The sequence below is a fragment of the Geobacillus sp. C56-T3 genome (genome assembly GCF_000092445.1).
GTDB classification, from domain to species: domain Bacteria; phylum Bacillota; class Bacilli; order Bacillales; family Anoxybacillaceae; genus Geobacillus; species Geobacillus thermoleovorans.
Genome location: NC_014206.1, coordinates 227,999 through 247,815 on the forward strand (window position 1 = coordinate 227,999; position 19,817 = coordinate 247,815).

At 54.1% G+C, this 19,817-nt stretch carries 12 protein-coding genes, 11 tRNA genes, 2 rRNA genes and 1 pseudogene; 24 read left to right on the forward strand and 2 right to left on the reverse strand.

Annotated features, from left to right (window positions below; translation table 11 throughout):
• The first annotated feature begins 64 nt into the window (after positions 1 to 64).
• From GC56T3_RS01220 to GC56T3_RS01235, 4 genes and pseudogenes are all read left to right on the forward strand, one after another.
• Positions 65 to 1,168, forward strand: coding sequence for a D-alanine--D-alanine ligase (locus GC56T3_RS01220; RefSeq protein WP_013144039.1), 1,104 nt, complete (start codon positions 65 to 67; stop codon positions 1,166 to 1,168).
• A 6-nt stretch (positions 1,169 to 1,174) separates the two neighbouring features.
• Positions 1,175 to 2,551: a UDP-N-acetylmuramoyl-tripeptide--D-alanyl-D-alanine ligase gene (gene murF / locus GC56T3_RS01225; RefSeq protein WP_013144040.1), complete on the forward strand. Its 1,377-nt coding sequence runs from the start codon at positions 1,175 to 1,177 to the stop codon at positions 2,549 to 2,551.
• An 87-nt stretch (positions 2,552 to 2,638) separates the two neighbouring features.
• Positions 2,639 to 2,800 (forward strand): annotated as a pseudogene (locus tag GC56T3_RS19815) (carboxylesterase); the annotation flags it as partial.
• 60 nt (positions 2,801 to 2,860) lie between these two features.
• The gene (locus tag GC56T3_RS01235) at positions 2,861 to 4,264 is read left to right on the forward strand and encodes a DEAD/DEAH box helicase (RefSeq protein WP_013144041.1); all 1,404 of its coding nucleotides are present in this window, start codon (positions 2,861 to 2,863) and stop codon (positions 4,262 to 4,264) included.
• Between the two features lie 11 nt (positions 4,265 to 4,275).
• On the opposite strand, the gene GC56T3_RS01240 is transcribed toward GC56T3_RS01235, so the two are convergent.
• Positions 4,276 to 4,893: a rhomboid family intramembrane serine protease gene (locus tag GC56T3_RS01240; protein ID WP_011229737.1), complete on the reverse strand. Its 618-nt coding sequence runs from the start codon at positions 4,891 to 4,893 to the stop codon at positions 4,276 to 4,278.
• A 113-nt stretch (positions 4,894 to 5,006) separates the two neighbouring features.
• On the opposite strand from GC56T3_RS01240, the gene acpS reads away from it, so the two are divergent.
• The 6 genes from acpS to GC56T3_RS01270 all read left to right on the forward strand — a co-directional run bounded on the left by acpS (position 5,007) and on the right by GC56T3_RS01270 (position 11,086).
• Entirely contained in the window at positions 5,007 to 5,396 is a 390-nt protein-coding gene (acpS, locus tag GC56T3_RS01245; RefSeq protein WP_011229738.1) for a holo-ACP synthase, read from the forward strand.
• A 79-nt stretch (positions 5,397 to 5,475) separates the two neighbouring features.
• Complete coding sequence (locus GC56T3_RS01250) at positions 5,476 to 6,489, forward strand: outer membrane lipoprotein carrier protein LolA (protein ID WP_013144042.1); 1,014 nt, start codon at positions 5,476 to 5,478, stop codon at positions 6,487 to 6,489.
• Between the two features lie 248 nt (positions 6,490 to 6,737).
• Positions 6,738 to 7,892 (forward strand): alanine racemase, encoded by a 1,155-nt coding sequence (alr, locus tag GC56T3_RS01255; protein WP_013144043.1) that lies wholly within the window; start codon positions 6,738 to 6,740, stop codon positions 7,890 to 7,892.
• Positions 7,893 to 8,018: 126 nt separating this feature from the next.
• The gene (locus GC56T3_RS01260) at positions 8,019 to 8,300 is read left to right on the forward strand and encodes a CopG family ribbon-helix-helix protein (RefSeq protein WP_013144044.1); all 282 of its coding nucleotides are present in this window, start codon (positions 8,019 to 8,021) and stop codon (positions 8,298 to 8,300) included.
• 4 nt (positions 8,301 to 8,304) lie between these two features.
• Complete coding sequence (ndoA, locus tag GC56T3_RS01265) at positions 8,305 to 8,655, forward strand: type II toxin-antitoxin system endoribonuclease NdoA (RefSeq protein WP_003253417.1); 351 nt, start codon at positions 8,305 to 8,307, stop codon at positions 8,653 to 8,655.
• A gap of 265 nt (positions 8,656 to 8,920) precedes the next feature.
• Entirely contained in the window at positions 8,921 to 11,086 is a 2,166-nt protein-coding gene (locus GC56T3_RS01270) for a Tex family protein (RefSeq protein ID WP_013144045.1), read from the forward strand.
• An 18-nt stretch (positions 11,087 to 11,104) separates the two neighbouring features.
• Here the strand turns inward: GC56T3_RS01270 and cmpA are convergent, their stop codons facing one another.
• Entirely contained in the window at positions 11,105 to 11,218 is a 114-nt protein-coding gene (gene cmpA, locus GC56T3_RS19105; RefSeq protein WP_013144046.1) for a cortex morphogenetic protein CmpA, read from the reverse strand.
• An 89-nt stretch (positions 11,219 to 11,307) separates the two neighbouring features.
• Between cmpA and GC56T3_RS01275 the strand changes: the two genes are divergently transcribed.
• The 14 genes from GC56T3_RS01275 to GC56T3_RS01345 all read left to right on the forward strand — a co-directional run bounded on the left by GC56T3_RS01275 (position 11,308) and on the right by GC56T3_RS01345 (position 19,481).
• Positions 11,308 to 11,757 carry a SprT family protein gene (locus GC56T3_RS01275; protein WP_013144047.1) on the forward strand — a complete coding sequence of 150 codons (450 nt, stop codon included), beginning with the start codon at positions 11,308 to 11,310 and terminating at the stop codon, positions 11,755 to 11,757.
• A 636-nt stretch (positions 11,758 to 12,393) separates the two neighbouring features.
• Positions 12,394 to 12,468, forward strand: a tRNA-Asn gene (locus GC56T3_RS01280).
• 7 nt (positions 12,469 to 12,475) lie between these two features.
• Positions 12,476 to 12,568, forward strand: a tRNA-Ser gene (locus GC56T3_RS01285).
• A 19-nt stretch (positions 12,569 to 12,587) separates the two neighbouring features.
• A tRNA-Glu gene (locus tag GC56T3_RS01290) sits at positions 12,588 to 12,659 on the forward strand.
• A gap of 32 nt (positions 12,660 to 12,691) precedes the next feature.
• A tRNA-Asp gene (locus GC56T3_RS01295) sits at positions 12,692 to 12,767 on the forward strand.
• A gap of 14 nt (positions 12,768 to 12,781) precedes the next feature.
• A tRNA-Gln gene (locus tag GC56T3_RS01300) sits at positions 12,782 to 12,856 on the forward strand.
• 293 nt (positions 12,857 to 13,149) lie between these two features.
• A tRNA-Lys gene (locus tag GC56T3_RS01305) sits at positions 13,150 to 13,225 on the forward strand.
• A gap of 5 nt (positions 13,226 to 13,230) precedes the next feature.
• Positions 13,231 to 13,312 (forward strand) — tRNA-Leu (locus GC56T3_RS01310).
• Positions 13,313 to 13,327: 15 nt separating this feature from the next.
• Positions 13,328 to 13,410, forward strand: a tRNA-Leu gene (locus GC56T3_RS01315).
• 76 nt (positions 13,411 to 13,486) lie between these two features.
• Positions 13,487 to 13,563 (forward strand) — tRNA-Arg (locus tag GC56T3_RS01320).
• Between the two features lie 4 nt (positions 13,564 to 13,567).
• Positions 13,568 to 13,641, forward strand: a tRNA-Pro gene (locus tag GC56T3_RS01325).
• Positions 13,642 to 13,810: 169 nt separating this feature from the next.
• A tRNA-Gly gene (locus GC56T3_RS01330) sits at positions 13,811 to 13,884 on the forward strand.
• Positions 13,885 to 14,280: 396 nt separating this feature from the next.
• Positions 14,281 to 15,838 (forward strand): 16S ribosomal RNA (locus GC56T3_RS01335).
• Between the two features lie 714 nt (positions 15,839 to 16,552).
• Positions 16,553 to 19,481, forward strand: a 23S ribosomal RNA gene (locus tag GC56T3_RS01345).
• The 16S and 23S rRNA genes sit together here with 11 tRNA genes alongside, the layout of an rRNA operon.
• Positions 19,482 to 19,817 lie beyond the last annotated feature (336 nt).

Below are 19,817 nucleotides of genomic sequence, written 5' to 3' on the forward strand. Positions count from 1 at the left end.
CAGACCGTTGGGCGCGAAACGTGTTACAATAGGAACGATGGCCAAGGAAAGAGGAGGAACGATGATGAAAACGAGAGTTGGCGTGTTATACGGCGGCAAATCACCGGAGCACCAAGTATCGTTGTCGACGGCGATGGCGGTGATGAACGCCATTGATCCTCATAAATTCGATGTCATTCCGATTTATATTACACCGGAAGGTCAATGGATCAAGGGCGAACAACTGACCGGACCGATCGAGGAAATCAAGCAGCTGCAATTCACTTCGGCGGCGACCGCCTTGATTCCGGTTTCCTTGAACCAAGTTCCGGCTGCCGATTCGGCTGCGGGAGGAAACGAGGAAACGATCGATGTCATTTTCCCGCTTTTGCATGGGCCGAACGGCGAAGACGGAACGGTGCAAGGGTTGCTTGAGATATTGAACATTCCGTATGTCGGCAACGGGGTGCTTGCTTCCGCGGTCGGCATGGATAAGGTGATGATGAAAAACTTGTTTGCGCAGGCCGGGTTGCGCCAAGCAAAATATATCGCCGTGACGAAGTACGATTGGCAAAAAAGCGGCGAGACGGTGTATGACCGGATCGAACGAGAGCTTGGCTACCCGTGCTTTGTCAAGCCAGCCAACGCCGGTTCGAGCGTCGGCATTTCCAAATGCAAGCAGCGCGGCGATTTAAAAGCCGCATTTATCGAGGCATTTAAGTATGACCGAAAAATTATTATTGAAGAGGCGATTGTCGGCCGCGAAATTGAAATCGGCGTGATCGGAAATGATGAGCCGATTTGTTCGGTCGTTGGCGAAATTGTTCCCAAAAAGGAATTTTACGACTATGAAGCGAAATACGAAGACGGGCAAACCGAATTGATCATCCCAGCGGACGTAACGAAAGAACAGTATGAGACGATCAAACAAATGGCCATTACGGCGTTTCAGGCGCTGGATTTGTCTGGACTTGCGCGCGTCGATTTTTTCCTCGCCGAAGATGGCGCTGTTTATATCAACGAAGTGAACACGATGCCAGGCTTTACGCCATACAGCATGTTCCCGCTTCTTTGGCAGCACAGCGGTGTGCCGTACCCGGAGCTGATTGAACGGCTTATCGCGCTCGCATTGGAACGACATCAAGAAAAGCAGACGATCACGTACACGTTCAAAAAAGAAAAGAGGTGAGAGCCGATGATCAAACGGACAGTGCGGCAAATCGCCGAAATGGCTGACGGACAGTGTTTAAAGCCGGAATGGGAGAATATGGTCGTAAGCGGTGTGTCAACCGACACAAGGACGATCCAAGCCGGCAACTTGTACGTTCCGTTGCGCGGTGCGACCTTTAACGGCCACGATTTCGTGCAAGAAGCGGCGCAAAAAGGAGCTGCCGCCGTACTCTGGGCGGAAAGGGAAGGAACGCCGCCGGAAGGTGTGCCAGTGGTCGTTGTGGATGATACGCTTTTGGCATTGCAGCGGCTCGCCGCCCGCTACCGCGAGCAGCTTGGACTGAAGGTGATCGGCGTCACTGGCAGCAACGGCAAAACGACGACGAAAGATATGATTGCCGCGCTGCTTTCAACCCACTATCGAGTGCAAAAGACCGAAGGGAACTTGAACAATCACATCGGCGTGCCGCTGACGCTTCTTTCGCTTGACGAAGGGACGGAGATGGCCGTTGTCGAAATGGGGATGAGCGGGTTTGGCGAAATCGAGCGGTTGACGATGATCGCCAAGCCGGACGCGGCTGTGATTACGAATATTGGGGAGTCGCACCTGCAAGAGCTCGGGTCGCGGGAAGGCATCGCCAAGGCGAAGTTGGAAATTTTGGCGGGTTTGCACCATGATGGTTTATTCGTCTACCATGGCGATGAGCCGCTCTTGACGGAGCGCGTGCCGAAGCTGCCGCTTCCCCGCCATGTCGTGACGTTCGGGGCGGGCGAACAGAACGATTACTATCCGACCGATGTGCGCATTGAAGCGGGAGGAACATCGTTTGTCATCAATGCGCTCCCCGGCCGGACGCTGTTTATGCCGGTATTAGGCAAACATCATGTATACAACGCGCTCGCCGCCATTGCGGTCGCCCGCTTTTTCGGCATCGATTGGGAAGGCATTGATGCGTCTCTCTCCCGCCTGCAAGTGACGCGCATGCGTACGGAAGTCGTCAAGACGAAATATGGCTTTACCGTCATTAATGACGCCTACAATGCTAGCCCGACATCGATGCGCGCCGCCTTGATGCTTCTTCAAGAATTGAGCGGTTATCGGCAAAAAATCGCCGTATTGGGCGATATGCTGGAGCTTGGCGACGAAGAGGTGGCGTTTCATCGAGAGATCGGGGAGGTGTTGCGGCCGGGAATGGTGGACTATGTGTTCACTTACGGGCCGCTGGCGCACCATATCGCCGCGGCGGCCGCCCCATTTTTTGATGATGGACGGGTGAGGGAGTTTGACGATAAAGCAGCGTTGGCCGAGGCTGTGCGTTCCGTCGCGACTTCGGATGACATTGTTTTATTGAAAGCATCGCGCGGCATGAAATTGGAAGAGTTGCTTCGATATTGGGTGTAACATCAAGCAACCCGAGAGAAACTAAAAGCGGCGTCACAGGCGCCGCTTCTCATTCGGGCGGGGGTGGAAATGATGATCGGCTGTTGATATGAGCAGATTGGATCGGCGGAAAAAAAGCTGTTGCTTTTGCCCAATTCGTTCCATCATGTTTGTCATAGCATCGATCGGCACGTTCTGTTTGCTGAGGTGGAAACATTTTTGCGCGCTGCCCATGCCCATCATTGCAAATCACCGCATAACATGGTATGATAACTGTCAAACCTTTCTCTCGGATAAAGGGACGATTTTTTATAAGGAGTTTGAATAACATTGACGACATTTCAAGAATTAGGATTAAGCCAAGAAGTGATGAAAGCGATCGAGCGGATGGGGTTTGAAGAGACGACTCCGATTCAAGCAAAGACGATTCCGCTCAGTCTGCAAAATAAAGACGTAATCGGTCAAGCGCAAACCGGAACGGGGAAAACGGCGGCGTTTGGCATTCCGATCGTAGAAAAAGTGGATGTGAAAAACGGCGCCATTCAGGCGCTTGTGGTCGCGCCGACGCGTGAGCTCGCCATCCAAGTATCAGAAGAGCTGTACAAAATCGGCGCCGTCAAGCGCGTGCGCGTTTTGCCGATTTACGGCGGTCAAGATATCGAGCGGCAAATCCGTGCTTTGAAAAAACATCCGCACGTGATCGTCGGGACGCCGGGCCGTATTATCGACCATATCAACCGCGGGACGCTCCGCCTTGAGCATGTGCATACGGTCGTTCTCGATGAGGCGGATGAAATGCTCAATATGGGCTTTATCGAAGATATTGAGGCGATTTTAAGCCATGTGCCGGCCGAGCGGCAGACGTTGCTGTTCTCGGCGACGATGCCGGATCCGATTCGCCGCATTGCCGAGCGCTTCATGAACGAGCCGGAACTTGTCAAAGTGAAGGCAAAGGAAATGACCGTGCCGAACATTCAACAGTACTACTTAGAAGTGCACGAGAAAAAGAAATTTGACATTTTGACGCGGCTTCTTGATATTCAGGCGCCGGAGCTCGCGATCGTGTTCGGCCGCACGAAGCGTCGTGTCGATGAGCTGGCGGAGGCGCTCAACTTGCGAGGCTATGCAGCGGAAGGCATTCACGGTGATTTAAGCCAAGCGAAACGGCTGTCGGTGCTGCGCAAGTTTAAGGAAGGTGCGATTGAAATTTTAGTGGCGACGGATGTTGCGGCGCGCGGCTTGGATATTTCCGGCGTAACGCACGTGTACAACTTTGATATTCCGCAAGACCCGGAAAGCTATGTCCACCGGATTGGGCGCACCGGGCGCGCCGGCAAGACAGGGGTGGCGATGACGTTTGTCACTCCAAGGGAGATCGGCCAGCTTCACCATATTGAGCGGACGACGAAGCGGAAAATGGAGCGGATGAAGCCGCCGACACTTGATGAGGCGCTCGAAGGCCAACAGCGTATCGCTATCGAAAAGCTTCTCAACGTCGTGGAGACCGAAAACCTGTCATTTTACAAACGGGCAGCGGAAGAATTGCTTGAAGAGCACGATTCGGTAACGATTGTCGCTGCCTGCTTGAAAATGTTGACGCGCGAGCCGGATACGACGCCGGTGCAATTGACGGAAGAGCCGCCTTTAGCGGTCAAGCGGGAGAAAAAACGGGGCGGCCGCCCGGACGGCTCAGCCCGCAGCCGGACGAAGAAACGGCGGATTACGGCGCATTAAGCGCCGTTTTTTCATAGCCGAGGCATGTAAAACGACGGCCGCTTGGGGCGGATGGACAAAAAGGGGGCAAGCAGGCCGCCGACGGCGAAGCCAAATAGATGGGCCAATAAATTCCCATCTGGTGTCATGATGCCAAGCAGCAAATGAACCGCCATGACCGAAAGCAGCAACTGGGCGTGGCGGGGGGCGACTAAGTCGCGGCGGAATAGGGCGAGGTAGCTGTACATGCCAAACAAGGCGAAAATGGCGCCCGACGCCCCGACATGGGTGTACAGCGGCGGCAGAAGGAATAAAGTGGCGACATTGGCGCCGATTCCGCCTCCGATATACAGAAACAAAAACTTTCTTTTCCCAAGTGCGTGCTCCAGCCAGGGGCCAAACAGCCATAAGGACAAACTGTTGACGGCCATATGGTGGAAATCGCGATGCAGCACGATTGGGCTGACAAGCCGCCAGTACTCTCCATGGCGGATCGCGCCGTTCGTCCCGACGGCGTATTGCCAAATGGGTTCAAGCGCTGTCAAGGGAAGAGAAAACAACAGCCATGCGGCGATATGGACCAATAATAAGGCGGCAACGACGGGATAAAGGCGGACAAATGAGCGGACATCGCTTGCATGTTGAAACACGGGTTGGTCTCCCTTCTTCGCGGAAATGGGGCGTTTTTTATAAGCCATCTTATGCGGGTCTCTCATAAAAAATTTGTCGGACCATCAGGGCGGATAGGATAGGTGAGGAAGCAGTGATCGTCGGCATTGGCATTGATATTGTAGAGTTGGAACGGATCCGCTCCCTTCTTGAGCGGAGCCGCAAATTTCCAGAGCGAATTTTGACGCCGCGTGAAAAAGCGCAGTTTGGCGAGTTGCCGCCCGCAAGACAGGCAGAGTTTCTCGCTGGGCGATTTGCGGCTAAAGAAGCGTACGCCAAAGCGCTCGGAACGGGGATCGGGCGGCATCTATCGTTTCAAGACATCGAGATCGTTTCCGATGAGCACGGAAAGCCGAGCATTGCTGCCCGCCGCGATGGCGAGACGGTTCATCTGTCCATTTCCCATAGCCGCGATTACGCCGTCGCCCAAGTCGTCATTGAGCGCCTTGGACCGATGACGCCGGCTGATGCTTGCCATGGCTAGTCTGCATATTCCCGAAAGTTGTCTCATATATTGTAGTGCATGGGTAGAAATCGATATATGAGGCAAAGGGGTTGAAGCGATGGGCAGAAACGTGCTGATGGCGTTGGTCGGCATCATTTTTCTGTTTGCTTTGGCTGGCTGCGGGTCGAAATCGCAGGAAGAGGTGCTGAAGGCGCTTGATGAAAAGGTCGATGAGATGACGGGTTATCAGGCTGAGGCGAAAATGACGTTCCGCACCGGGGAAAAGCCGCAAGTGTATCATGTTGAAGTGTGGCACAAGCAGCCGTCCTACTACCGCGTCAGCTTGAAAAACGCCGACAAAGGACAAAGCCAAATGATTTTGCGCAATGACGAAGGGGTGTTCGTCTTCACGCCGGCGCTCAACAAAACCTTCAAGTTTGTGAGCGATTGGCCGAAAAACAGCAGCCAAGCGTATTTGTACGAATCGCTCGTCAAAGACATTTTGAGCGATTCGAAGGCGAAGTTTAAGGCGACGGACGATTACTATGTGTTTGAGACGAAAACGAACTACCCGAACAGCGAAGTCGTTCCAACCCAAGAGATTACACTGCGCAAAAAAGATTTGGCGCCCGTCTCGGTCAAAGTGATGGATACGGACCGGAAAGCGCTGTTGACGGTCGAATTTTCCAACGTCGAGTTTAACAAAAAGTTTGATGATGACGCGTTTGATACAAAGAAAAACATGACTGGCGCCCGTCTTGAGGTGCCAACGATGGCCGAAGGAAAAGAGCAAGTGATGGCCGTCATGTACCCGAGTCAGCTTCCGAAAGGGGTTCAAGCGCTTGAGGAAAAAGAAGTGAAAGGTGAAAACGGCACGCGCGTCATTATGACATTTGGCGGCAAAAAATCGTTTACGCTCGTGCAAGAAAAAGCGGATGTGCTTCCAGCGACAAGCATGCCAGTTCTTGTCAACGGCGACCCGGTTGATTTAGGATTCACCATTGGCGCCCTCACCGACCGAACGTTGACATGGTGGTACAATGGGGCGGAGTTTACGCTCGCCTCGGACGATTTGACGCCGGAAGAAATGGTGATGGTCGCCAGCTCCGTGCAAGAAAAAGCGGCAAAATGACAGTGCGGATTTGCAAACGGGCGGCTCTCCGCGTTGAAGCGGAGAAGCTGCTTTTTGTTTTTGTGCAGAAGCAGTGAAGGCAGGCCAGTGGACGAATCGTTGCGATCTCCAATGTTTTCCGCCGTTTTTCTCATTTTTCCGCCGCTCATCCTATTCCTTCTTCCCTAGGAACATGGTAAACTAAAAAAGGAATCCAATCGATTCAAGCGCTTTCAAACTGGCTATGACTAGAAAGGCAGCGAGAGAGGATGGACGAGTTTCACCGCGATACGTGGGTGGAAATTGATTTGGACGCCATTTACGACAACGTCGCGAATTTGCGCCGCTTTTTGCCGGAGGGTACGCAAATTATGGCCGTTGTCAAGGCGAACGCCTACGGGCACGGCGATGCCCAAGTGGCGGCAACGGCGCTCGAAGCGGGCGCTTCCCGCTTGGCCGTCGCCTTTTTGGACGAGGCGCTTGCCTTACGAAAAAAAGGCATCGATGCCCCGATTTTAGTGCTTGGGGCGTCTCGTCCCGAGGATGTGGCGTTGGCCGCCGAACACCGCATCGCCTTAACCGTGTTTCGCTCTGATTGGCTCGAGAAGGCGTCATCGCTGTATAACGGTTCGACCCCGATTCATTTCCATTTAAAGATGGACACGGGAATGGGACGGCTTGGGGTGAAAGACGAAGAGGAGACAAAGCGAATAGCGGCCTTGATCGATCGCCATCCGCCCTTTGTGCTTGAAGGAGTGTATACGCATTTTGCGACCGCTGATGAAGTGAATACGGATTACTTTTCTTATCAATACGCCCGCTTTTTGCATATGCTTGACTGGCTGCCGTCGCGGCCGCCGCTCGTTCATTGCGCCAACAGCGCGGCGGCCCTTCGTTTTTCCGATCGAGCGTTCAACATGGTTCGCTTTGGCATTTCGATGTACGGGCTCGCCCCATCGCCGGACATCAAGCCGCTCCTCCCATACGAATTGAAAGAGGCGTTTTCGCTCCATAGCCGCCTTGTACACGTCAAAAAACTGCAACCAGGCGAAAAGGTGAGCTACGGTGCGACGTACACCGCGCAGACGGAAGAGTGGATCGGCACGATTCCAATCGGTTATGCGGACGGCTGGTTGCGAAGGTTGCAGCACTTTCATGTGCTTGTTGGCGGGCAGCGGGCGCCGATCGTCGGCCGTATCTGCATGGACCAATGCATGATCCGCCTGCCGGAGCCGCTGCCTGTCGGGACGAAGGTGACATTAATTGGCCGCCAAGGGGACGAAGTCATTTCCATCGATGATGTCGCCCGCCATTTGGGCACAATCAATTATGAAGTGCCGTGCACGATCAGCTACCGGGTGCCCCGTATTTTTTTCCGAAATAAGCGTATAATGGAAGTGAGAAACGCCGTTGGCCGCGGATGAAGCGATGCATAATCTGCTTCGGAAGACAAAGGATAGAAAATGGAGAAATGACTTTGCAGCGCCGTTGTTTAATGGTATCATGAAGTGGAAGCAATCAATGGCTGCAGTTCGTGGAGGTGTATATTTGTGTCGGAATCTGGCGCAACAACGGAAATCGTCGTTCGTTTGCCGCAGTCGCTGCTGACAGAACTGGACGTGCTCGTAAAGCAGGAAAACGGCAACCGCAATGAACTCATTTATCAAGCGACGAAAATGTACATTCGCGAGCGGAAGAAACGGCAAATTCGCGAGGCGATGAGACGAGGCTACATGGAAATGGCGAAAATCAATTTATCTATCGCTTCTGAAGCGTTTCATGCTGAATACGAGGCCGACCACACCGTTGAACGCTTAGTTAGCGGGGGGTAATGCTTTGATTGTCAAACGTGGCGACGTGTATTTTGCGGACCTTTCCCCGGTTGTTGGCTCGGAGCAGGGCGGCGTGCGCCCCGTGTTGGTGATCCAAAACGATATCGGCAATCGTTTTAGCCCGACGGTGATTGTCGCGGCGATTACGGCGCAAATCCAAAAAGCGAAGCTGCCGACGCATGTCGAGATTGACGCGAAACGCTACGGGTTTGAACGCGATTCGGTCATTTTGCTTGAGCAAATTCGCACGATCGACAAGCAACGGCTGACCGATAAAATCACTCATTTGGACGATGAAATGATGGATAAAGTCGATGAGGCGCTGCAAATTAGCTTAGGACTGATCGACTTTTGATAGAGCGAAAAACCTTTGCTTTTGGCATAACAGCGAACAGGAGAAACGGCGTTTTCGGTTGCCAACGGGCGGCCGAGCGGATGGGGAAAGCGGCGTTGACGTGCGGCATCGGTCTTGATTATCGAGTGTTCACGTTGGTGAGACGGGCAGATCGGTCTTCCCGGAACGATCTGTCCTTCCATTTTCATCTATGTATACTGTTTCACAAAGCAGCTGCGTACAGGTAGCGCTTTTTTATTTTCCATGTCATTAAGGAGGGAATCGCTTGGCTAACGAACAGCGGCTCATTGAAGTCATTGCCGCCGAGCAGCAGCTGGCAGCGAAGCAAGTCGAAAACGTCATTGCGCTCCATCGAGAAGGAAACACGATCCCGTTTATCGCCCGCTACCGGAAAGAAATGACTGGGGCGCTCGATGAAGTGCAAATTCGTGAAGTACTGGAGAGATGGGAGTATTTGCAGCATTTAGAGCAACGGAAAGAGGAAGTGATTCGCCTCATTGATGAGCAAGGGAAGTTGACGGAAGAGTTAAAGCGCGACATTCTTGAGGCCACGAAGTTGCAACAAGTCGAAGATTTATACCGCCCATATCGGCAAAAGCGGCGCACGAAAGCAACCATCGCAAAAGAGAGAGGGCTTGAACCCCTTGCCGAATGGCTCCTTTCGTGTCCACCGGCCCCAACTCCGGAACAACAGGCCGAAATGTTCGTCAACGAAGATAAAGGAGTCGCAACCGTTGAAGAGGCGCTTCAAGGTGCGAAAGATATCATCGCCGAAAAAGTGGCAGATGACGCTGCTCTTCGTCAATGGGTGCGCGACGAGACGCGGCGGAAAGGAACGATTGCTTCGGTTGCCAAAGCGCCGGAAAAGGACGAAAAGAGTGTGTACGAAATGTACTACGACTACGAGGAGCCCCTCGCTAAAATCGTTCCGCACCGCGTGTTGGCGTTAAACCGTGGTGAAAAGGAAGAGGTGCTGCGCGTCTCGATCAAGGCGCCTGTTGAGGACATCATTCGCTATTTGCGGCGAAAAACAGTCGCTGATGAATCGTCCCCGGCCGCTCCCATCGTGGCAGAAGCGATCGAGGACGGATACAAGCGGCTGATGGAGCCTGCCATTGAACGCGACATCCGCAACGAGTTGACGGAGAAAGCGGAGGAGCGGGCCATCCATATTTTCGCTGAAAACTTGCGCAAACTGCTTCTCCAGCCGCCGCTCAAAGGAAAAACGGTGCTCGGCATCGACCCAGCCTATCGGACTGGGTGCAAGCTCGCCGTTGTCGACGAAACGGGGAAACTGCTTCGCATTGATGTGATCTATCCGCATCCGCCGCAAGAGCGAAAAGAAGAGGCGCGCGCGAAACTTCTTCGCCTGCTTGATGACTATCACGTTGATATGATCGCGATTGGCAACGGAACAGCATCTCGGGAAACCGAACAGTTTGTCGCCGACACGCTGAAGCATGTGCAACGCGATATCTTTTATTTGATTGTCAATGAAGCAGGAGCGAGCGTCTACTCTGCTTCCGACCTTGCACGCGCTGAGTTTCCCGGCCTGCAAGTTGAAGAGCGGAGCGCCGTCTCGATCGCCCGCCGCGTCCAAGACCCACTCGCCGAGCTTGTCAAAATCGATCCAAAATCGGTCGGCGTCGGCCAATACCAGCACGATGTGTCGCAAAAAAAGCTTGCCGAGTCGCTTCGTTTCGTCGTCGAGACGGTCGTCAATCAAGTCGGTGTCAACGTCAACACTGCCTCCGTCTCCCTGCTTCAGTACGTGTCCGGGCTCACGAAAACCGTTGCAGAAAACATCGTCAAGCGTCGCGAAGAGCAAGGGAAATTCCGCAACCGCGAAGAGTTGAAAACGATTCCTCGGCTCGGAGCGAAAACGTACGAGCAGTGCATCGGTTTTTTGCGCATCATTGATGGCGACGAACCGCTTGACCGCACGCCGATTCACCCCGAGCGGTACGCGGAAGTGAAGCAACTGTTGCGTAAGTTAGGATTTACGACCGCCGCCATTGGCAGTGATGAACTGCGCCAGGCGCTGCAAGCCATCGAGGTCGAGACGGTGGCTGCCGAGCTCGGCATCGGAGAACTGACGCTCTGCGACATCATTGACGCGTTGTGCCGCCCAGAGCGCGACCCGCGCGACGAGCTGCCCAAGCCGCTATTACGCAAAGATGTGTTGAAGATGGAAGATTTGAAGCCAGGCATGGAGCTGGAAGGAACCGTGCGCAACGTCGTTGACTTCGGCGCCTTTGTCGACATTGGGGTCAAACAGGACGGGCTCGTGCACATTTCCAAACTAAGCAAACAATACGTGCGCCATCCGCTCGATGTCGTTTCGGTCGGCGACGTCGTCAAAGTATGGGTCGAGCATGTCGATGTGGCGAAGGGAAGAATATCGCTGTCGATGGTGCCGCCGAAAGAGTGAAATGGAGAAAGCACTGCCTTAGGAGCAGTGTTTTCTCCGATAAAAAAACCAGCATTGGTTCAACAGTTTAATTTGCTCACGGTTTTTCTCATAGTAGGCTCGTCTCATCTGATTTTTCAGCCATGTAGGCAAAATCAGTCACCTCCCTGACAGTGGAAAGGTAATATATGTGTATGTAATGGTGAATTGTCCTGTGCCAAAAGATGAAGGAGAGACCCGCCATGGACCAAAAGCAGCTGCAAGCCCTTGTCGAACAAATTTCCATTCGCGTGTTCGGCAAGCCGTTCCGCCATACCGCTTTCTTCAACCCTCGTTTGCGCACCACCGGCGGGCGCTACATGTTGCAAACGCACAACATTGAGCTCAATAAAAAACATTACGAGCAGTTCGGCGAGGAAGAATTGATCGCCATCATCAAACACGAGCTTTGCCATTACCACTTGCACCTTGAGGGAAAAGGCTACCGCCACCGCGATCGCGACTTCCGCGAACTGCTGCAAAAAGTGGGGGCGCCTCGCTATTGTCGTCCGCTTGCTCGAAATACAAAAGCGCCGAAAACGATCTACACATACATTTGCACGTCATGCGGCCTCACCTACCGCCGCAAAAGACGGATCAACATAGACCGTTATGTTTGCGGCCGCTGCCGAAGCAAGCTCAAACGATCCTAGACTCCCATGACAGAAAAATTTGGTTGCCATCGGAAGGATGAAAATATCTCTATGTCGAATATTACGGTTTTACACATTTTGAAGCTCACGTATTTTCAGAGTAGATGCAATTTGAAACTTTAACATTTGCAGTTTTTACATAGCTCCAGCATTTGATCGACTGTCGGGCGACTGAACAACGCCGCTTGCAGACCCATGCATGGGTCTGTGAAGCGGGTGGTTGTTCGGTCTTCCGTCACGCCTTGGTGTTCGTCAGTCGAGAAAATAGACAAGCTACCTTTTCGTCAAGAATTGTTAAACTATAATGTCCAGTCAACGCCCATAATCAAACAAAACATTTTGCGAAAAAAGGTTGACAATCAGGATGATCGTGTGCTAAATTATAAAAGCCGTCGCTAAACGGCGGAAAACAGCAGAGGAAGTTGCGGGAAAACGTATTGACAAACGACAAGTTGCTCAATATAATAAACAATGTCGATTGTCAAACATCATTCCGCAATAGCTCAGCGACGAGCCTCACATCTTCGAATTGGCTGCGAGTTGCCTCGACGCATCTCGCTTCCTTGAATTAGCTGGCAGAGGAAGAGGCAACGAGCACATCGTAAAGATATGCATGACATATAATTTTTTCATCATTCCGCAATAGCTTAGCGGTAGAGCAACCGGCTGTTAACCGGTAGGTCGTAGGTTCGAATCCTACTTGCGGAGCCATTTCTTTGGAGAAGTACCCAAGTGGCTGAAGGGGACGGTTTGCTAAACCGTTAGGTCGTGGCTTTACGGCGCGCGGGTTCAAATCCCGCCTTCTCCGCCACTCCAATACGTATATGCGTGGCCCGTTGGTCAAGTGGTTAAGACACCGCCCTTTCACGGCGGTAACACGGGTTCGAATCCCGTACGGGTCACTGAATAGCGCGGGGTGATCCCCGCGATTTGTGGTCCCGTAGTGTAGTGGTTAACATGCCTGCCTGTCACGCAGGAGATCGCGGGTTCGAGTCCCGTCGGGACCGCCATTGCACTAAATCGCTGGGCCATAGCCAAGCGGTAAGGCAACGGACTTTGACTCCGTGATGCGCTGGTTCGAATCCAGCTGGCCCAGCCATTTTTATGTGTTAAATACATGAGTCATTAGCTCAGTAACGAGCGCTACATCTTCGAGTTCGCTGCGAGTTGCCCCGACGCACTAGGCATCTGTGAAACAGCTGGGAGAGGAAGAGGCAGGTAGAGTTAGGTAGTACCTAGAGTGTTATCCTAACCATGAGCCATTAGCTCAGTAGGTAGAGCAACGAGCAAAGCATCTTCGGATTTGCTTCGAGTTGTCCCGACGCATCCTGCATCTTCGAATATGCTAGTAGAGGAAGGGACATCGTTCACTGTGAGTGTATACCCAACCATGAGCCATTAGCTCAGTAGGTAGAGCATCTGACTTTTAATCAGAGGGTCGGAGGTTCGAGTCCTCCATGGCTCACCATATTAGCGGGTGTGGCGGAATTGGCAGACGCACCAGACTTAGGATCTGGCGCCTCACGGCGTGGGGGTTCAAGTCCCTCCACCCGCACTGATTAGTCAATATGCGGTCGTGGCGGAATGGCAGACGCGCTAGGTTGAGGGCCTAGTGGGGGCGACCCCGTGGAGGTTCAAGTCCTCTCGACCGCATTTTTTAGATAAACTATTGACAGCAACACAGTGAGTTGCTAAAATATAATCCGTCTCTTTGGTGCAATAATCTATTGCGCTCGTAGCTCAATTGGATAGAGCATCTGACTACGGATCAGAAGGTTAGGGGTTCGAATCCTCTCGAGCGCGCCATCATCGGGAAGTAGCTCAGCTTGGTAGAGCACATGGTTTGGGACCATGGGGTCGCAGGTTCAAATCCTGTCTTCCCGATTTTGTTAAACTAAATATTATGCGGGTGTAGTTTAGTGGTAAAACCTCAGCCACGAGCCTTCACTTCGCCGAATATGCTTCGAGTTGCCCCGACGCATCCAGCTTCTTTGAATCGGCTGGCAGAGGAAGGGGCATGAAAGATTGTGATGGGTGTTTCATCAAAAATTATGCGGGTGTAGTTTAGTGGTAAAACCTCAGCCTTCCAAGCTGATGTCGTGGGTTCGATTCCCATCACCCGCTCCATGAAGAGTCCATAGGATTATTTCGTTCCTTGAAAACTGAACGAAACGAAGCGCAACGAAAAGCGGAGGTCCGGTATTTCGCCTAACAGCAGCCCGCGTCCTGCGGGCAACGGCGAAATATCGCCATCCTGGCGATCGCGACGGGCAAATGTTCTTCACCCGTAGGGGTGCTTGCACACCGAGGGGGAAGGTTATTTGATCCCAAGCGGCGGCGGACCGAAGCTAGACAATTCGAAAAGCTAAGGCCGCTTGCCTATCGGCGAAACGCGCTGAGAGGCCCGCGAGCGGGCTTAGCCCGCCGCAGCGGGACACGAAGCGTCGCAAGCCGATAGCGGCCGAAGCTAGACAATTCGAAAAGCTGAGGCCGCATTGGCCAAAGCAAAAGCCAATCAACTTTCTTTTGGAGAGTTTGATCCTGGCTCAGGACGAACGCTGGCGGCGTGCCTAATACATGCAAGTCGAGCGGACCAAATCGGAGCTTGCTCTGGTTTGGTCAGCGGCGGACGGGTGAGTAACACGTGGGCAACCTGCCCGCAAGACCGGGATAACTCCGGGAAACCGGAGCTAATACCGGATAACACCGAAGACCGCATGGTCTTTGGTTGAAAGGCGGCCTTTGGCTGTCACTTGCGGATGGGCCCGCGGCGCATTAGCTAGTTGGTGAGGTAACGGCTCACCAAGGCGACGATGCGTAGCCGGCCTGAGAGGGTGACCGGCCACACTGGGACTGAGACACGGCCCAGACTCCTACGGGAGGCAGCAGTAGGGAATCTTCCGCAATGGGCGAAAGCCTGACGGAGCGACGCCGCGTGAGCGAAGAAGGCCTTCGGGTCGTAAAGCTCTGTTGTGAGGGACGAAGGAGCGCCGTTCGAAGAGGGCGGCGCGGTGACGGTACCTCACGAGGAAGCCCCGGCTAACTACGTGCCAGCAGCCGCGGTAATACGTAGGGGGCGAGCGTTGTCCGGAATTATTGGGCGTAAAGCGCGCGCAGGCGGTTCCTTAAGTCTGATGTGAAAGCCCACGGCTCAACCGTGGAGGGTCATTGGAAACTGGGGGACTTGAGTGCAGGAGAGGAGAGCGGAATTCCACGTGTAGCGGTGAAATGCGTAGAGATGTGGAGGAACACCAGTGGCGAAGGCGGCTCTCTGGCCTGCAACTGACGCTGAGGCGCGAAAGCGTGGGGAGCAAACAGGATTAGATACCCTGGTAGTCCACGCCGTAAACGATGAGTGCTAAGTGTTAGAGGGGTCACACCCTTTAGTGCTGCAGCTAACGCGATAAGCACTCCGCCTGGGGAGTACGGCCGCAAGGCTGAAACTCAAAGGAATTGACGGGGGCCCGCACAAGCGGTGGAGCATGTGGTTTAATTCGAAGCAACGCGAAGAACCTTACCAGGTCTTGACATCCCCTGACAACCCAAGAGATTGGGCGTTCCCCCTTCGGGGGGACAGGGTGACAGGTGGTGCATGGTTGTCGTCAGCTCGTGTCGTGAGATGTTGGGTTAAGTCCCGCAACGAGCGCAACCCTCGCCTCTAGTTGCCAGCATTCAGTTGGGCACTCTAGAGGGACTGCCGGCGACAAGTCGGAGGAAGGTGGGGATGACGTCAAATCATCATGCCCCTTATGACCTGGGCTACACACGTGCTACAATGGGCGGTACAAAGGGCTGCGAACCCGCGAGGGGGAGCGAATCCCAAAAAGCCGCTCTCAGTTCGGATTGCAGGCTGCAACTCGCCTGCATGAAGCCGGAATCGCTAGTAATCGCGGATCAGCATGCCGCGGTGAATACGTTCCCGGGCCTTGTACACACCGCCCGTCACACCACGAGAGTTTGCAACACCCGAAGTCGGTGAGGCAACCCGCAAGGGAGCCAGCCGCCGAAGGTGGGGCAAGTGATTGGGGTGAAGTCGTAACAAGGTAGCCGTACCGGAAGGTGCGGCTGGATCACCTCCTTTCTAAGGATGAAAAGCGGAGGCGAGCGTTTCGCCGCGATGGGCAAATGTTCTTCGCCTGGAGGGATTTACAATCCCGAAGGCGAAGGTTATTTGACCCCGAGCGGCTGCGAGCCGAAGCTAGACAGAGAGAAAAGCGGAAGCGCCGCGTTCGGCTCTCGAAGCCAAATGTTCTTCACCCGCAGGGGTGCTTGCACCCCGAGGGGGAAGGGTTATTTGGCAGAAGAGAGCCAGGCGCTGGAGCTAGACATCAGTCGTTATTCAAAGCAAAACGCGCTTCTGTTTCGTTCGGTTTTGAGGGAATGAGAAATTCCTTCACTTGTTTTGCGCCTGCGTCTTCTAGCAGATTCAAGGAAGATGGATTCCTCGGCGCAAAGCTGCAAGGAAGCAGACTCAAGGCAGTCGCTTCGTTCAGTTTTGAAGGAATGAAAAGTTCCTTCAAAAGCGCCTGTGCCTGCGTCTGCTAGCAGGTTCAGGGAAGCAGCTTCGTTTGCTTCTGCGTCTACAAGTGAATTCAGAGAAGCTGGATTCCTCGATGCAAGACTGCAGAGAAGTGAATTCAATGAAGTAGTCTCGTTTGCGTCTGCGTCTACAAGCGGATTCGGAGAAGCCGAATTCCTCGACGCAAACCAGCGAAGAAGCAGGTTCAAGGCAGCAACTTCGTTCCTTGAAAACTAGATAACCGGAAAAGCAAAGGAAGAAGCCGAGAGCGCAATAGGTTAAGCTGGAAAGGGCGCACGGTGGATGCCTTGGCACTAGGAGCCGATGAAGGACGGGGCAAACGCCGAAACGCTTCGGGGAGCTGTAAGCAAGCGTTGATCCGGAGATGTCCGAATGGGGGAACCCACTGTCCGTAATGGGGCAGTATCCATGCCTGAATCCATAGGGTATGGAAGGCACACCCGGGGAACTGAAACATCTTAGTACCCGGAGGAGAAGAAAGCAACCGCGATTCCCTGAGTAGCGGCGAGCGAAACGGGAACAGCCCAAACCAAGAGGCGTGTCCTCTTGGGGTTGTAGGACCGCTCACGATGGGAGTGAGAAAGGGACGGGGTAGACGAACCGGTCTGGAACGGCCGGCCAGAGAAGGTGAGAGCCCTGTAGTCGAAACTTCGTTCCCTCCCGAGCGGATCCTGAGTACGGCGGGACACGAGGAATCCCGTCGGAAGCAGGGAGGACCATCTCCCAAGGCTAAATACTCCCTAGTGACCGATAGTGCACCAGTACCGTGAGGGAAAGGTGAAAAGCACCCCGGGAGGGGAGTGAAAGAGAACCTGAAACCGTGTGCCTACAAGTAGTCAGAGCCCGTTGATGGGTGATGGCGTGCCTTTTGTAGAATGAACCGGCGAGTGACGATGGCGTGCGAGGTTAAGCCGAAGAGGCGGAGCCGCAGCGAAAGCGAGTCTGAACAGGGCGTCAAGTACGTCGTCGTCGACCCGAAACCAGGTGATCTACCCATGTCCAGGGTGAAGGCCGGGTAACACCGGCTGGAGGCCCGAACCCACGCACGTTGAAAAGTGCGGGGATGAGGTGTGGGTAGGGGTGAAATGCCAATCGAACTTGGAGATAGCTGGTTCTCCCCGAAATAGCTTTAGGGCTAGCCTCGGGTTTAGGAGTCTTGGAGGTAGAGCACTGATTGGGCTAGGGGCCCAAAACGGGTTACCGAACCCAGTCAAACTCCGAATGCCAATGACTTATGCCCGGGAGTCAGACCGCGAGTGATAAGATCCGTGGTCGAGAGGGGAACAGCCCAGACCGCCAGCTAAGGCCCCGAAGTGCACGTTCAGTGGAAAAGGATGTGGAGTTGCCGAGACAACCAGGATGTTGGCTTAGAAGCAGCCACCATTTAAAGAGTGCGTAATAGCTCACTGGTCGAGTGACTCTGCGCCGAAAATGTACCGGGGCTAAACGTGCCGCCGAAGCTGCGGGATGACCGTTGGTCATCGGTAGGGGAGCGTTCTAAGGGCAGAGAAGCCAGACCGGAAGGACTGGTGGAGCGCTTAGAAGTGAGAATGCCGGTATGAGTAGCGAAAACAGAGGTGAGAATCCTCTGCGCCGAAAGCCTAAGGGTTCCTGAGGAAGGTTCGTCCGCTCAGGGTTAGTCGGGACCTAAGCCGAGGCCGAAAGGCGTAGGTGATGGACAACAGGTGGAGATTCCTGTACCACCTTCTTCCCGTTTGAGCGATGGGGGGACGCAGGAGGATAGGGCGAGCAGGCGGCTGGAAGAGCCTGTCCAAGCCGCAAGGCTGATCCGCAGGCAAATCCGCGGATCATAAGGCCAAGCGGTGACGGCGACGGATGGATCCGGAAGTCCCCGATTTCACACTGCCAAGAAAAGCCTCTAGCGAGGGAAGAGGTGCCCGTACCGCAAACCGACACAGGTAGGCGAGGAGAGAATCCTAAGGCGCGCGGGAGAACTCTCGTTAAGGAACTCGGCAAAATGACCCCGTAACTTCGGGAGAAGGGGTGCTCTTTGGGGTGAAGAGCCCTGAAGAGCCGCAGTGAAAAGGCCCAAGCGACTGTTTATCAAAAACACAGGTCTCTGCGAAGCCGAAAGGCGACGTATAGGGGCTGACACCTGCCCGGTGCTGGAAGGTTAAGGGGAGCGCTTAGCGGAAGCGAAGGTGCGAACCGAAGCCCCAGTAAACGGCGGCCGTAACTATAACGGTCCTAAGGTAGCGAAATTCCTTGTCGGGTAAGTTCCGACCCGCACGAAAGGTGTAACGACTTGGGCGCTGTCTCAACGAGAGACCCGGTGAAATTATACTACCTGTGAAGATGCAGGTTACCCGCGACAGGACGGAAAGACCCCGTGGAGCTTTACTGCAGCCTGATATGGAATTTTGGTATCGCTTGTACAGGATAGGTGGGAGCCTGGGAAGCCGGAGCGCCAGCTTCGGTGGAGGCGGCGGTGGGATACCACCCTGGCGGTATTGAAATTCTAACCCGCACCCCTTAGCGGGGTGGGAGACAGTGTCAGGTGGGCAGTTTGACTGGGGCGGTCGCCTCCCAAAAGGTAACGGAGGCGCCCAAAGGTTCCCTCAGAATGGTTGGAAATCATTCGGAGAGTGCAAAGGCACAAGGGAGCTTGACTGCGAGACGGACAGGTCGAGCAGGGACGAAAGTCGGGCTTAGTGATCCGGTGGTTCCGCATGGAAGGGCCATCGCTCAACGGATAAAAGCTACCCCGGGGATAACAGGCTGATCTCCCCCAAGAGTCCACATCGACGGGGAGGTTTGGCACCTCGATGTCGGCTCATCGCATCCTGGGGCTGTAGTCGGTCCCAAGGGTTGGGCTGTTCGCCCATTAAAGCGGTACGCGAGCTGGGTTCAGAACGTCGTGAGACAGTTCGGTCCCTATCCGTCGCGGGCGTAGGAAATTTGAGAGGAGCTGTCCTTAGTACGAGAGGACCGGGATGGACGCACCGCTGGTGTACCAGTTGTCCCGCCAGGGGCACCGCTGGGTAGCTATGTGCGGACGGGATAAGCGCTGAAAGCATCTAAGCGTGAAGCCCCCCTCAAGATGAGATTTCCCACCGCGTTAGGCGGGTAAGATCCCTCGAAGATGACGAGGTCGATAGGTCCGAGGTGGAAGCGTGGCGACACGTGGAGCTGACGGATACTAATCGATCGAGGGCTTGACCTAGTGAGAAAAGTGAAAGCGCCGCGATTAGCTCTCGAAGCCAAATGTTCTTCACCCGCTGGGGTGCTTGCACCCCGAGGGGGAAGGTTATTTGGCAGAAGAGAGCTAGGCGCTGGAACTGGACAGCAAGAAAAGTGGAGGCCGCCCGCTTATCGGCGAGGTGCGCTGGAGGGCCTGCGAGCGGGCTTAGCCCGCCGCAGCAGGACCGAAGCGTCGCGAGCCGATGGCGGCCGGAACTAGACAGCGAAAAGCGCAGGCGAGCGGCTTCTTCCGACGGTTATCTAGTTTTGAAGGAATGAATTTCCTTCTTGACATTGTTTATTTTTCAAGTATAATAAA

What these genes read in the sequence shown, in the direction of transcription:
- GC56T3_RS01275 (WP_013144047.1), top strand. Translation starts at nt 11,308, where the DNA reads ATGGACCAAAAGCAGCTGCAAGCCCTTGTCGAACAAATTTCCATTCGC.
- GC56T3_RS01250 (WP_013144042.1), top strand. Translation starts at nt 5,476, where the DNA reads ATGGGCAGAAACGTGCTGATGGCGTTGGTCGGCATCATTTTTCTGTTT.
- alr (WP_013144043.1), top strand. Translation starts at nt 6,738, where the DNA reads ATGGACGAGTTTCACCGCGATACGTGGGTGGAAATTGATTTGGACGCC.
- murF (WP_013144040.1), top strand. Translation starts at nt 1,175, where the DNA reads ATGATCAAACGGACAGTGCGGCAAATCGCCGAAATGGCTGACGGACAG.
- GC56T3_RS01220 (WP_013144039.1), top strand. Translation starts at nt 65, where the DNA reads ATGAAAACGAGAGTTGGCGTGTTATACGGCGGCAAATCACCGGAGCAC.